Annotated in this window: 13 protein-coding genes and 1 pseudogene; 5 read left to right on the top strand and 9 right to left on the bottom strand. The window is 39.2% G+C overall.

Going from position 1 to position 14,194, the window contains the following annotated elements; all coding sequences use genetic code 11:
- Positions 1-3 precede the first annotated feature (3 nt).
- The 3 genes from maiA to RMB13_RS15895 are packed head-to-tail and all read right to left on the bottom strand — an operon-like array spanning position 4 to position 2,924.
- Positions 4-642, bottom strand: coding sequence for a maleylacetoacetate isomerase (maiA, locus tag RMB13_RS15905; RefSeq protein ID WP_311085736.1), 639 nt, complete (start codon positions 640-642; stop codon positions 4-6).
- Positions 639-1,859 (bottom strand): 3-hydroxybenzoate 6-monooxygenase, encoded by a 1,221-nt coding sequence (locus RMB13_RS15900; protein WP_311085735.1) that lies wholly within the window; start codon positions 1,857-1,859, stop codon positions 639-641. The genes maiA and RMB13_RS15900 overlap by 4 nt, the downstream gene beginning before the upstream one ends.
- Before the next feature lie 27 nt (positions 1,860-1,886).
- The gene (locus RMB13_RS15895; protein ID WP_311085734.1) at positions 1,887-2,924 is read right to left on the bottom strand and encodes a cupin domain-containing protein; all 1,038 of its coding nucleotides are present in this window, start codon (positions 2,922-2,924) and stop codon (positions 1,887-1,889) included.
- Positions 2,925-3,078: 154 nt separating this feature from the next.
- Between RMB13_RS15895 and RMB13_RS15890 the strand changes: the two genes are divergently transcribed.
- Positions 3,079-3,972 carry a LysR family transcriptional regulator gene (locus RMB13_RS15890; RefSeq protein WP_281834120.1) on the top strand — a complete coding sequence of 298 codons (894 nt, stop codon included), beginning with the start codon at positions 3,079-3,081 and terminating at the stop codon, positions 3,970-3,972.
- 101 nt (positions 3,973-4,073) lie between these two features.
- Here the strand turns inward: RMB13_RS15890 and RMB13_RS15885 are convergent, their stop codons facing one another.
- The 3 genes from RMB13_RS15885 to RMB13_RS15875 all read right to left on the bottom strand — a co-directional run bounded on the left by RMB13_RS15885 (position 4,074) and on the right by RMB13_RS15875 (position 8,576).
- Positions 4,074-5,465: an amino acid permease gene (locus RMB13_RS15885; RefSeq protein ID WP_311085733.1), complete on the bottom strand. Its 1,392-nt coding sequence runs from the start codon at positions 5,463-5,465 to the stop codon at positions 4,074-4,076.
- A 108-nt stretch (positions 5,466-5,573) separates the two neighbouring features.
- Positions 5,574-7,139, bottom strand: a complete 1,566-nt coding sequence (locus RMB13_RS15880) for a CoA-acylating methylmalonate-semialdehyde dehydrogenase (protein ID WP_311085732.1) — start codon at positions 7,137-7,139, stop codon at positions 5,574-5,576.
- 54 nt (positions 7,140-7,193) lie between these two features.
- Complete coding sequence (locus tag RMB13_RS15875; RefSeq protein ID WP_134817604.1) at positions 7,194-8,576, bottom strand: aspartate aminotransferase family protein; 1,383 nt, start codon at positions 8,574-8,576, stop codon at positions 7,194-7,196.
- A gap of 96 nt (positions 8,577-8,672) precedes the next feature.
- On the opposite strand from RMB13_RS15875, the gene RMB13_RS15870 reads away from it, so the two are divergent.
- Positions 8,673-9,590 carry a LysR family transcriptional regulator gene (locus tag RMB13_RS15870; protein WP_231763257.1) on the top strand — a complete coding sequence of 306 codons (918 nt, stop codon included), beginning with the start codon at positions 8,673-8,675 and terminating at the stop codon, positions 9,588-9,590.
- Positions 9,591-9,631: 41 nt separating this feature from the next.
- On the opposite strand, the gene RMB13_RS15865 is transcribed toward RMB13_RS15870, so the two are convergent.
- Positions 9,632-9,937 (bottom strand): energy transducer TonB, encoded by a 306-nt coding sequence (locus RMB13_RS15865; RefSeq protein ID WP_311085731.1) that lies wholly within the window; start codon positions 9,935-9,937, stop codon positions 9,632-9,634.
- Positions 9,938-10,129: 192 nt separating this feature from the next.
- On the bottom strand, positions 10,130-10,366 hold the full coding sequence (locus RMB13_RS15860; protein ID WP_045431740.1) for a hypothetical protein: 237 nt from the start codon (positions 10,364-10,366) through the stop codon (positions 10,130-10,132).
- Positions 10,367-10,493: 127 nt separating this feature from the next.
- On the opposite strand from RMB13_RS15860, the pseudogene RMB13_RS21875 reads away from it, so the two are divergent.
- From RMB13_RS21875 to RMB13_RS15850, 3 genes and pseudogenes are all read left to right on the top strand, one after another.
- Positions 10,494-10,556, top strand: a pseudogene (locus tag RMB13_RS21875) (hypothetical protein); the annotation flags it as partial.
- Between the two features lie 262 nt (positions 10,557-10,818).
- Positions 10,819-12,375: a DUF2306 domain-containing protein gene (locus tag RMB13_RS15855; RefSeq protein WP_311085730.1), complete on the top strand. Its 1,557-nt coding sequence runs from the start codon at positions 10,819-10,821 to the stop codon at positions 12,373-12,375.
- 21 nt (positions 12,376-12,396) lie between these two features.
- On the top strand, positions 12,397-13,299 hold the full coding sequence (locus RMB13_RS15850) for an alpha/beta fold hydrolase (RefSeq protein WP_311085729.1): 903 nt from the start codon (positions 12,397-12,399) through the stop codon (positions 13,297-13,299).
- A 119-nt stretch (positions 13,300-13,418) separates the two neighbouring features.
- Here RMB13_RS15850 and RMB13_RS15845 read toward each other — a convergent pair whose 3' ends face one another.
- Entirely contained in the window at positions 13,419-13,868 is a 450-nt protein-coding gene (locus RMB13_RS15845) for an SRPBCC family protein (protein ID WP_231763252.1), read from the bottom strand.
- Positions 13,869-14,194: the final 326 nt, after the last annotated feature.

Raw genomic sequence — 14,194 nt, 5'->3', positions numbered from 1 at the left:
AACTCAAAATGCATCAGCCTGCTGTTCAGGTGCGGCTCTTTGAAATGCTTCTAAGGTCATGCAATGTTGGTAAATTTCATTAATGTTTGGATAAGCCGACAAATCGACTTTAAAACGCTCAGCAGAAACTACTTGTGGAACTAAATAGGCATCTGCAATGGTCGGTTGCTTGCCATAGCAGAACTTTTCGCGATTCTGGTCTTGTTCCAAAATATGCTCTAAAGCTGCAAATCCATCCTGAATCCACTTGGCACACCATGCGTTGATTTGTGCATCATCCAGCCCTAAGTTCTGGCGTAAATATTCAAGAACACGCTTGTTGTTTAAGGGGTGAACATCGCATCCAACTAAAGCAGCAATGGCACGGACTTTTTCACGACCTAATGCATCTGTAGGCAATAAAGTGGGTTCGGGATATTGTTCTTCTAGCCATTCGATAATGGCTGGACTTTGCAACAAGTTCCCCGATTCAGTTTCAATTACTGGTACAAATCCTTGCGGATTTAAAGCTTTAAAAGCAGCTTGATGGTGTTCGTTTTTAGCGAGCGATATATAAGCCGCTTCATAAGCCAAACCCTTGAAATTCAACACAATGCGAGTTCGATGCGATGTACCGCTACGGAAAAAGCTATAAAGTTTCATGCCACATTCCCTTGATAGTTTTTTACTGCATCAAGGCAGTTATTGACATTCCAGCCATACAACCACTCCATTGCATCATAAAAACGTTCAGTAGGACGTCCACGCCACAAATCATTGCGAACCAAGCGTTGCACACCTTTGGCATGGTAAATTTTGCCCATTTCACGTGAAGACAAAACAATACGCGCTGTACGTGCCACACGTGCTTTTTGGTAAATATCAAAAGCTTTTAAAATGTCATGGTCGGTAACACGTAACGCTTCACCTAAAGTTACGGCGTCTTCCATCGCCATACATGCACCTTGCGCCATATATTGCGTGGTTGGATGTGCTGCATCACCAAGTAATGTCACACGGCCAAAAGTCCATGTTTCAATCGGTTCACGGTCTGCGGTTGCCCAGCGGCGCCAGCTTTTAGGTAACTCAATCAATTGACGAGCTTTCGAACAAATTCCTTGAAAATAAGACAGCACTTCTTCTTTAGAACCATCGGTTACGCCCCACTGTTCTTGCTCACGGCTATGGAACGTCACCACAACGTTATATTCCTTTCCACCGCGCAGTGGATAATGCACAAGGTGACAATTTGGCCCTACCCAGATACTGGCTGCATTCCATTTCAAATCTTCAGGAAACTCGCTTTCAGGTACAACAGCACGGTAAACCACATGACCTGTAACCAATGCAGGGTCACCAACGTAGGTGTCACGCACAACAGATTTAACACCGTCAGCACCGATAAGTGCCTGACCATGATATTGTTTCCCGTTTTGATCGGTAATCGTTACGCCATCATCATCTTGGTCAACTTTTTGAATATGACAATTAGTGATAATTTCCAAGTTGCCGTATTTTTTAGCGCCTTCAACCAATGAACCATGAATATCGGCCCGGTGAATCACCGCATATGGGTTACCAAAACGTTCACGAAACTTTTCATCGGTTGGAATTTTGCCGACCTGATATTCATCAATCGCATCATGCATAACCATATAATCGGTATAGACTGCTTTACTGCGAGCAATCTCACCAATTCCTAGCGCATCAAAGGCATGGAAAGCATTTGGGCCTAGTTGAATACCTGCACCGATCTCACCAATTTCAGGGGCTTGTTCAAAAACCTGTACCTTAAAGCCTTGTTTTGCCAAAGCGAGTGCAGCTGCAAACCCGCCAATGCCACCACCAGCAATTAATATCGGTTGTTGAGTATTTGACATGATTTATATCCTTATAAAATATTCTATTTACTGGCGCTCACGCACAGAGTACAAACCCAGTTTCCGTTGTAAGGGCGCTTCATCTGCAATAAACAAATAACATGGTTGATCTGAGGTATTGATTAAATCAATATGAGCAAAACATGGCGCACATGTTGTATCAGCTTTATTTAAATTGAAATCTTTCTGATCAATTTTGACTTGGAGCTGACCGTCAATCACATGAAAAATTTGGGCAGTAGAGCGCGGTTGGAGCTGTAATATTTCATTTGGTCTGAGCATTAAAGCTGAGTAACCAATAATATTTTGGCAGTCATCACCAGTTTCAGGATTGATGTAAGTCACCTGAATTGGTGCTTGATGGTTTTTATCATCTGCAAGCGCATGCAAAACTTTTTTGGTTTCTTTCCAAGAGTAGCGCATGATCGGATACGAGGCATTTTCACGGGTAAAATGTGCAGTTGGTACAATGCCAGTGCCATAATGATGAGTATTTCCAGTGCTGGTCACTTTTTGGATTTCGCCCGGTTGTACATAAGAAGCTTCCATGTAATAAACCAAAGGTAAATCCAGCACATCTAACCAGATCACAGGCTCATCGCCATCATGTCCATGTTCATGCCAAAGCCCTGATGGCGTAAGGATTAAATCTCCATGCTCCATCATGCATTTTTGACCTTCAACAGTTGTATACGCACCTTCACCCTCAACAATCAGACGCACTGCATTTGGGGTATGTCGATGCGATGGCGCCCATTCTTTTGGCAATAAAAGCTGCATACCAAGATACATGACCGAACTGGCTTTCATATTTTCCAGACCATGTCCGGGATTTGCTAAAACCAATACACGGCGTTCAGCTTTTTCAATTGGTGTTAACTCACCTGCTTCGAGCAATAAAGGTTTAATATTCTGAAAATACCAAGCGGTTGCTATGGTCTGCGGCATCGGTTTATGCGGAGGTAATACATTGCGTAAACTTGGCCATAAAGGGACCAAATTTGATTCTTCAAGTTGACCAAGATAACGTTTCGGCAAGTCATCTAGTGTTGCTAACTGTTCCATTTAAGATCCTCTATTTAAGGCCAATTTGTACAAGAATGCTTTGTACTTTTACGGCCTATTCTTCCTTGATCATCAATGTAACAATCGAAAATTGTTGAATCCATGCACAAAAAACAATAGTCTGTATTGATAAAATCAATACAAGGAAATTAAAGTGTTTGATCTTGATACTCGGCTTTTACAAATTTTCTTTGAAATTTATAAACATAGCAGTGTGTCTAAAGCTGCCGAACAGCTTGAAATTGGACAACCGACTTTAAGTATTGCGTTAAATAAATTACGTGAGCATTTTCAGGACCCACTTTTTGTCCGTATTGAAAATAAAATGCAACCTACTGAGTTATCTAAACAAATATATCCACTGGTTGTAGAAATTCTGAACCGACTAAAACTGGTTCAAAACTACAATATTGAATTTGATCCACAGACTTCAAATTATCAATTTAAAATCAGCATGACTGATATTAGCCATCTGGTTTTATTACCTAAACTGATCAATTATTTACGTGCCCATGCCCCCAATATTCGCCTAGAAATTGTCCCAATTGATGCCAATACGCCAGTAATGATGTCAAATGGAGACATTGATTTAGCCATTGGTTTTTTGCCTCAACTTGAAGCAGGTTTTTATCAGCAAACACTTTTCCAGCAACGTTATATTTGTATTGCCAGTAAAGAACACCCAAGGCTTACAGGCACAACGCTTTCAGAACAGGAATTTCGCCAAGAGCTACATGTCGATATTTTTGCAACGGGTGGACACTACGTGCTGGAGCATGAGTTACAAAAACTAGGAGTAAACCGAAATATTCTGGTTCGTTTGCCAAGCTATTTAGGGGTTGGCTTGGTTGTTCAAGACACCGACGCGATTGCAACTATTCCTCATTATTTAAGTCAGGTGCTTTTAGTCAGAGGTGGCTTAAAAGTTTTAGAACCTCCTTATCATTTTCCGACTTATAGCGTAAAGCAGCATTGGCATGCACGAGTTCATCAAACACCTAGCAACCAATGGTTAAGAAGAGTATGTTTTGAACTTTTTTCTGAATAGAAAATTTAACAGGCACCATTAAAAATCTAATAAAAATAAAAAGACTTTGCATAGATAAATAAAATTTCACTACACAAAGTCTTTATAAACTCTTTTTTTAATTAGTCTAAGTTCATGGCAACCGCTCTGGTTGCTTTACGCTTTCGCGTGACAAACAACCCGCAAATGACCACCACTAAAGTTACGCCCAAAGATAAAGTGGTTTCATAACTATAGGCTGGTGATAAGAACATATAACCTAAAACGGTCATAATGACTAAAATCACAAACCAAGTTAACCATGGGAACAACCACATTTTAAAAGATACAGTTGTACCCTCTTTTTCCCATTTATGTCTTAACCGCAATTGTGAAAATGCAATCACCAAATAAACCAGTAAAGCAATTGAGCCTGTGGTTGAGAGCAAGAACCCAAAGACTTGGCCTGGAAACATGTAGTTTACAGCGCAGCACACTACACCAATCAACGTAGATAAAAACACAGCCGAAGTCGGTACACCTGCTCCATTAATTTTTGTCACAACTCTCGGTGCTTCCTGACGTGTACCTAAGGCAAATAACATGCGAGATGAAGTGTAAACTGCGGCATTCATACAGCTTGCAACTGCAATAAAAACGACAGCATCCATAATCAGTTTAGTTTCAGGAACATTCAGGCTCATTAAGACAAACTGAAAGGTGCCAAATTTTTGTAAGTCTGGTGAACGCCAATCAACCAAAGCAACTGCAAGAAAAATAGAAACAACAAAGAATAAAATAATTCGGTAGAGCACCAAATTGGTCGCACGTTTAATTTTTTCTTCAGGATTTTTAGATTCTGCCGCAGCAATTGAAAGAATCTCTATTCCAAAAAATGAAAACGCCGAGATTAAAATTGCCGATAAAACACCGCCCATACCATGTGGCATAAAACCACCATTTGAAAACAGATTGCCGACACCACTCACATTTGTTGCTAAAGGCCACATTCCAAATACAGCCATTGCCCCGATAATAATAAATACTACAATCGCAACGACTTTAATGAGTGCAAACCAAAACTCAAACTCACCAAAACTTTTGGTACTAAAAAAATTGGCTAAGCTGAGTAAAATAATAAAGGCAAACGCATAAACAGCACTAGAAATTTGCGGGAACCAAGCATGCAAAATTTCAGCTCCAGCAATCGCTTCAATTGGAATAACCAGTACCCAAAACCACCAATATAACCATCCGATGGTAAACCCAGCCCAAGGGCCGATTGCTTTACGGGCATATGTAGAAAATGAACCTGTATCTGGTTGTGCTACAGCCATTTCGCCTAGCATGCGCATGACCAGAAAAACTAAAATACTTGTAATTATATAAGCGAGTACGGCGGCTGGGCCTGCTTTTGCAATTGCCGCAGAAGAGCCTACAAATAAACCCGCACCAATAACGCCACCAATACTGATCATGGTGACATGTCGATTAGAAAGTCCTTCACCTAATTTTGTTGTTTTATCATTGTTCATATTCGATTCCTTCAAATTGACAAACTGATTTTAAAACCGTCTTAAAAATGTACTTCTCCAACTTGTACGAAACAAAAAAGGGAAAATCAGAGTTTTCCCTTTTATTCATCAATTTAATGTAGGCATAGCGAACTGTTTGGATTCACGGACTTGCGTCGAAGGCCAACGCTGGGTAATGGTTTTACGGCGTGTATAAAAACGTACACCATCTGGACCATAGGCATATAGATCACCAAACAATGAACGTTTCCATCCACCAAAACTGTGGTATGCAACTGGCACAGGTAATGGCACATTGACCCCGACCATCCCCACTTGAATATTGCTGGTAAAATAACGTGCTGCTTCACCATCACGAGTGTAGATACACGTTCCATTACCATATTCATGGTCATTAATCAGTTGCATTGCATCTTGCATGGTTTGGACACGAATGACCTGTAAAACAGGACCAAATATTTCTTGCTGGTAACTTGTCATGTCTGGTGAAACTTGGTCAATTAAAGTTGGCCCAACAAAAAAACCTTTCTCATAACCTGTCGGCTTTGCATCACGACCATCCACAACAATTTTAGCACCTTGTTGCTCGGCACTTTGAATAAAAGCTTGTACTTTGTCTTTATGTGCTTGCGTAATGAGCGGTCCGAAGTCATTACGCTCATCTGCATAGTGACCAAACTTCAACTGCTTCATTTCTTGTTTTAATTTTTCAATCACAACATCTGCAACTTCATCACCAATGGCAACAGCAACAGACAGTGCCATACAACGTTCGCCAGATGAGCCAAATGCCGCACCTAACAAAGAAGTCACGACGTTATCAATATCGGCATCAGGCATAATAATCGCATGATTCTTTGCTCCGCCTAAAGCTTGACAGCGCTTACCACTCGCCGTTGCTGTACGGTATATGTACTCTGCAATAGGCGTAGATCCAACAAAACTAACCGCCTGAATTTTAGGATGATGTAGCAACGTATCAACTGCTTCTTTATCACCATTTACAACGCTAAAAACACCATCAGGCAAGCCAGCTTGTTTTAAAAGCTCCGCTAAAAATAAAGCGGCAGAAGGCGCTTTTTCCGAAGGTTTTAAAATAAAACAGTTACCGCAAACGATTGCCATTGGGAACATCCACAACGGAACCATTGCAGGAAAGTTAAAAGGCGTAACACCTGCAACCACACCTAGCGGCTGGAACTCACTCCACGAATCAATATCTGGACCCACATTTTTTGAATATTCGCCTTTTAAAAACTCAGGCGCACCACATGCATATTCAACGTTTTCAATGCCACGTTGTAATTCACCTTTAGCATCGTGGCAAATTTTTCCGTGTTCTTCACCAATTAGCTGGCAAAGCTTGTCAGCATTTTCTTCGAGTAATTGCTTAAATTTAAACATCACACGCGCACGTTTAATCACTGGTGTATCACGCCATGCTGGAAAAGCTTGCTCTGCTATTTGAACCACTTGATTCACTAGCTCTGCGTCTGCAAGTGCAACATCTTTAGTACTCTTACCAGTCGCTGGGTTATAAACCGGCTGTTTCTTGGTAGTTTTGGTTACGAGGCCACCATCAATAAAATGCCCGACTACTTTAACGGCTTGCTGACTTGAATCTGTGTCTGTGTTGGCAATCGCGTTGCTGTCAAAATTCTCTAAAGTGTTCATCTTTATTCCTTGTGTCTATTCATCTTGTCCAATTAAGTTTTAAGTCGATCAGTGTTATTTGACTTGATAAATTGCCTCACCCACGGCATTCATGAGTCGTTGCAACTCAGCCTCTGTGCTATTAAACATTGGGCCAAACTGAAGCGTGTCGCCGCCAAAACGTACATAGAAACCTGCTTTCCAAAGTTGCATGCCAATTTCAAAACCACGAATCGTCGCATCACCATCACGTGGTGCTAATTGCACAGCACCAATAAGCCCACAGTTGCGTATATCAAGAATGTTTGGAGCGCCTTTTAACTCATGTAAAAGTTTTTCAAAACTTGGAGCCAATGCAGCCGATTGATGAATTAAATTTTTCTTCTCTAAAACATCGAGCGTTGCTAAAGCAGCCGCACAAGCTACTGGATGCGCCGAATAGGTATAACCATGGGTAAATTCAACCGCATGTTCAGGTAAATCTTGCTGCATAAAGGCATCATAAATTTCATGACTTGCGACCACACCACCAAGTGGAATAGCGCCGTTGGTAATTTGTTTGGCAAAATTTAAAATATCTGGCGTAACATCAAAATATTCTGAAGCTGTCCATTTACCCATTCGCCCAAAACCAGTAATGACTTCATCAAAAATCAGCAAGATATCGTGTTGATCACAGATTTCTCTTAAGCGTTTTAAATAACCAGTCGGTGGTACAATGCAACCTGCCGAACCAGAAACGGGTTCTACAATAACTGCGGCAATATTCGATGCATCATGTAGCTCAATTAACTTAAGCATTTCATTGGCAAGCTCTACACCACCTGTTTCAGCACAGCCTTTGGTAAAACTTAAATCTGGCTGTAAGGTGTGGGGCAAATGGTCTACATCCATGAGCTGACCAAACATCTTTCGGTTGCCACCGATACCACCAAGACTTGTCCCTGCAACGTTGACCCCATGGTACCCACGGGCGCGCCCAATCAGCTTGGTTTTGCTTGGTTTACCTTTAATGCGCCAATAGGCACGCGCCATTTTAATTGCGGTGTCGGCAGACTCTGAACCTGAGTCGGTAAAGAACACATGCTGCAATTTTTCAGGCATATGCTGAATAATTCGTTCAGCTAATTGAAACGACAATGGATGACCAAACTGAAATGCTGGGGAGTAATCCAGCTTAGCCAACTGAGTACTTACGGCTTGCTGAATTTCAGGAAGTGTATGTCCTGCACCACAAGTCCAAAGGCCCGACAAAGAGTCGTAGACTTCGCGGCCTGCACTATCAATTAAATAAGATCCTTTAGCACCAACAATCATGCGCGGATCTTTATGAAAATTACGATTTGCAGAAAATGGCATCCAATGCGCTTGATAATTTAAGCTCATCTGAGCATTTGATTGAACGGTTTCCGATGCAGAATCACCATCAGTTAATTTGTCGATATCAAACATAATCACTCTTCTTGTTTTGAGGCTATTTTTTGAGTGTACATAGCGATATAGTTTTGATAAATTCAAATTATCTTGAGTTTAGATTTAAAAAAACGAAACTAAATGAAACCCAAAAAATTAAATCAAGTGACTGATTTTGATATTAAATTACTTAAAATATTTAAAACAGTTTGTGACTGCCATAGTTTTACATCTGCCGAAAGTATTCTTGGCATTAGCCGTTCTGCCATTAGTCTGCATATGAGTGATTTAGAAAATCGTCTGGGCATTCGACTATGCCAGCGTGGCCGTGCAGGGTTTGCATTGACTGATGAAGGACGGGAAATTTTAGAATATATAGAAGTGCTCACCGCATCTATCGAAGACTTTCGCTCTAAAGTTAATCAAATGCATAACCGTCTAAAGGGTGAATTTAATATAGGTATTATTAACAACCTTGTGACCATGCCAAGTGGCTACATTACCAATACGCTGGCACAACTTGCCGAAGAACATTCTGAAGTGATTATTAACATTAGTATGAGTACACTTTCAGATATTGAATGCCGTGTGCTAGATAACCGTTTGCATGCGGGAGCAATTCCCCTTGTTACCCCTTTGTCTGGTCTAGATTATTTTGATTTATATAGTGAAAGCTCATTTTTGTATTGCGGTAAAAACCATCCACTGTTCAACCAATGTAGCAACCTCAATTTAGATGAGTTAAAAACCTGGCAAGCCGTACTCCCCAATTACGCCATCACTCCAGAAGCAGCAAAGTTGCACCAGCTTTTAGAGTGTAAAGCGACTGCAAGTGACCGTGAAGGAATTGCATTTTTGATTTTAACTGGAAAATTTCTAGGCTTTTTACCCGACCACTACGCAAAGAAATGGGTTGAAGATGGCTTTATGCAAGCTGTTTCAAAGGAAAAAATGCATTACAGCACCCCTATTTGCTTAATTACTCACAAAGGCAAGAACCACAATATTATTTTAAAAACTTTTATGGAGATGCTTGAGAAGCGAGTCCTTGGGAATTAAGAAATTATTTAACAGGTCATGTCTTCAGATAAAAAAATGCTTTAATTCTTTTTAATTTCAGTATCGCTAAGTTCAATTTTAAACGGTTGCGTTAGATACAGTCGGTCTATATTTTTATTGGTTATTGGCTTGAAATGGGCTTCCTTTACAGCCTTAAGTATTTTCTCATCTAAATGTTTAAATCCACTGCTTTTTTTTAAATACTCCTCATGCCGTCCATCTTTATAAAGCTCAATCAAAACTTCAGCATACGCATATTTCGGTTCAGAATTTAAATCGTTTTTATCTTCAGCAAAAACAATGGTATTTGAGAAGGCAAAAATCAAAAATAATAAAATAGCTTTCATAATATGTGATTTTCTTTATTCGTCAAAGTTATACCTTATAAGCTTAACATCATTTATAACCAGTAATAAGATCTACTATTTAAACATAACTCTCATTTCTCTAATGCATATTTAAGATCATCTGGTGTTTCCAAATTGCTTTGTACAATCAATTTCACCCAATAAAAAGAGCACCTAAGTGCTCTCTTGATCTTATTGATTTTTGGATAAGGCAAAATTTATTGCCCTATCATATGCGTGTTCTTGTAGCTCAGTATATACATAGAAATCCTGTTCTGCCTTGGTAACAGGATTAATGAGTTTCATTGGTTCATAACTATGAGTATTTAAATCATTGGGATCAACATCAAAAGCTTCTAATTGCTGCTCTCTCCACTCGCCACTTAGAACACCACCCACACAAAGCCATTTTGTTGAATTGTCTGACATATATAATCCTTATTATTGGAGGTGCTCTTATACCATATCACGACCACCTTTAAGTCAGTTTAATTTTTCACCCCATCAAAAGAAAAAGCCCCGTGTTTAGGAGCTTTATAGCTAAGTTTTTTAGTTCATCTTGACGACCAATACGACTGGTAACTTTACTAAAATTGTTCAGCGCCTTCCGTTACGCATCTAACTCTTTGATAACCAATCGGATATAAGTTAAAAGTAGTCTAAAACCCTAGAACCACCCTGCGATTTCCCCATCATATAAATGAGAACAATAAGGTTATTCCCCTGTTCTTTCACTAATGTCTATTTATTACTTTGGCCTAATTTATCACTTATTTGGTCAAAATAGACATTATAAAGTTCCTTTTTAGAACTTAGCATATCAAAGTAATAAATTCAGATGGTCTAGATCTGTTTAAATACACGAAAGGGAAAACAACAAGATGAAATCAACTCAAAGTACAAGCGGTGTTGAATCTATTTTGGGAAAGCTTTCGGGTGGAATCTTTCTATCTATCATCATTATTAGCATGATGATAGCGGGCTGGATTGCTCTAGAAGAAGGCAAAGGTCGGTTTTTAGATGGGTTTATGGGTAAACTGACTACAGAACAAATTGAGCAAGCAATTAAGACTGTACGTACAGATCCAACTCCAGAAAATATGCGTCATATCAGTACTGAGATATGGGGATTATCAAAATTACATAATGTTTCACACTATGCTGATTCTAAACTGCTGGAACAAGGCCTGTATTTCACAACAATGTCGAGCTACAACAAAGGACTCATGGTCGTTCATGTTTTTTTTGGCAGTGTCTGCATGCTATTCGGTGGTTTACAGTTCTGGCCTTATTTCCGAAAAAAATACTTAAAAGTACATCGACTCATTGGTGTTTTATATATTGCTACTGTACCCATAGCAGTTATTGCATCCCTACTTTATCTTGCCAATACTGCGCCACATCATATATATGATCATTTGGTTGCATGGATTGGACTATGGATATTTGGTGTACTCTCTTTAATTGCAATCACGATGGCTGTTTTTGCAATTAAAAAGCGTAAGATCTATGAGCATCAAGCTTGGATGGCGTTGTCTTTTTCCAGCTTAATGGTTGCACCTATGCTACGCTGGGATTGGGCAATACTCGCGGCAATTTTCCCACACACAGACCAGCAAACTTTAAATCTGGTCACTATGGGGTTAATGCTGCCAGAGAGTTTGCTTATTGGCTATGGTTTAATTCTAATTAATCGCCAATATGCGAGACCAATGGCTCAACGTAAACCTAATCCTATCGCTATTCGTGGTAGTGAGATTTATGTTCGTGCGTTACCAATACTTTATGCTTTAGCTATTGTTTCAGGCATTATAAGTTTTACTTACTATATAATTGGTCAAGGTTTCTCTAGCTTTGATTTTGCTAGACACCTTGTCCCTGCCGCTTTCATTGCACAAGAATCAAATGTTTTATCATCTCATCCAATAGCCAAAACAACTTTTATTATTTCTACCATTGTAGCTTTGCCTTTGGCTCTATACCTATTCAGAAATTTACTAATCCGCCCATCTACAACCACTCCTTTTCAGCAACATCATTTAGCAAACTTAATCGCGATTTTAACAATCATAGCGGGGAGCTCTGCATTTTACCTCGGCTGGAACATCGGTCTTATGCCACAGAATGTTCTGTTTTCTGGTGGAACGATGTATGTCGTAAATGGTGCTTTACTCATCTTTTTCGGCATTTTCTTTTTAACTGCAAATCGTCGTAAGCATTGGGCATATATGAAAGAAAGTTTGGTTTTTCTTATGTGTTTACTGCCGTTTCCGACGCTTTATTGTCTAACTATAAGCATCATCAGTTTTCTTCCTCTTCCTATTGAATATATTTTGGCGGGCCAAGGCTTTGTCATCCCTATTGGGTTTAGTACTGCTTTACTATTTCTCGCTTTTTTTCATGTCATCTATGGTCAAACCACCCGCGAACATAACTAAATATTTAATCGGAGAATAAACATGCAGCAACCAGCTTTCTTTGTTTCATCCTCAACCGATATTCAAATTGCTGTTTATACTTGGGGGGACGAACCAACCCATGAGCATCCACGCGAAATACTAATATTTGCTCATGGATTTCCAGATCGGGCACTCTTTTGGGAAAAGGTGGCAAAACAACTCGAAAATGACTTTTATGTTGTCGCTTTTGACATGCGCGGATGCGCAGAATCGACACATATTAAAGGATATAAACATTACCAGTTCGAGCATTTAGTCAATGATCTCTATGCAGTGATTGATGCTGTAAGCCCAAATCAGAAAATACATTTAGTTGGACATGACTGGGGAGGCATTTATGGGTGGGATGCTATTCGCGATAGTGAAGGAAAAAAACGAATTGCTTCATTTACAACCATGTCGCCAAGTTTAGAACAAGTTGGGCTATATCTACGAAGACGCTTGCTCAAACCTACACCAAAAAACTTATGGCAACTCATTGTTCAACTCTGGCGTAATAGCCTTATGACCTTCTTTACGCTACCAATTCTTCCAGAATTATTATGGTACAGCGGCTTAGGAACATTGATGATGAAATGGATGATTACTTATTATGAGTCCGACGTTCATTATCAAAAGAATATAGGCGTTGAAGGAGATGCAATTCGGTATTTAGGCATTTATCGCGCAAACCTACTACAACGTGTTCTATTCGCAAAAGAGATTATGACAGATGTGCCGGTACATACACTAATGGCATTACGAGACCCATTTTTACCCCCCTATCTTTTTGATGACAGTAAAAACTGGGCGAGTAACTCAAGTGAGTCGACAGTAAATGCAGCTCATTGGGCACCGTTGAGTCAACCAAAAGTGTTAGCCGATAATATTAGAAATTTTCTTCTATCAATAAATAATAAGTAATCATTATAGAACTAGTGTAAAAGCCCACTAGAAGGCTTTTACACTAGTTCCTACATTCACATTGCTAGATATTTTATAGCTAGGATCGAACCTATCTTTTTTAAAATATTTACTCTCTTCTATCTAGCCTTTTTAACTATAATTTTTTTCATCTGTAACGACATTAGCTTTAAACCATATCCACTTATCCACGCAATCAATGGTAATGTAAAACTCACTTTCCCCTTCATTTCAATAGTTGACTCCCATGTCATTTGTGTACCACCTTTTACCGATTTAAATGACATGCGACCACCAATATGGCTCAAGGAAAGCGGCCATTTGATAAATTTATAATCCCAATAATGTGGATAATTTACATCCATGACTTGCTCATGAAAGACACCAAACCCCAAATCCAATTCTCGGATAGTGCCAAGTGAATAGCTTTGGTCTGATTGTCCCACTTGTAGCACTCGTGTGCTTTTTACACCAGATAACAAACGGTAAGTTTTATAATCAGTAAAAACATCAAAGACTTGTTCTATAGGTGCAGGTATAAAAGTTGAAGCTCTACAAGTTTTTATCATTTAAACACTACCTATATAAAAATTAATAAAATAATTAGTAACTTAAATACTTCTACAACTTCCATAATAGCTATTATTGACTTTTAAGTTAGTGGAAATTATTTAAGTTCCAAAAAAGAACTAGCCAAATAGAATTAACCCTGTAATGTTGTCTTGTCAACTAAAACTTGAAATTCGAAATTAAACGTGTGTTAGAAATTATTATTGGTATGTAAGCTTATTATTTATCCATATATCAATTTCCCTACAATCTTAAATTTAAGGGAAATGATCAGCACGAATCATATCAATCAATGCTCGCAACGCATTAGAAACATGCCTATGGC

Origin of the sequence: Acinetobacter sp. V102_4 (assembly GCF_031799005.1) — a bacterium.
Taxonomy (GTDB): Bacteria; Pseudomonadota; Gammaproteobacteria; order Pseudomonadales; family Moraxellaceae; genus Acinetobacter; species Acinetobacter calcoaceticus.
Note: the sequence above shows the minus strand (reverse complement) of the source record. Positions and strands in the feature narration are given on the sequence as shown.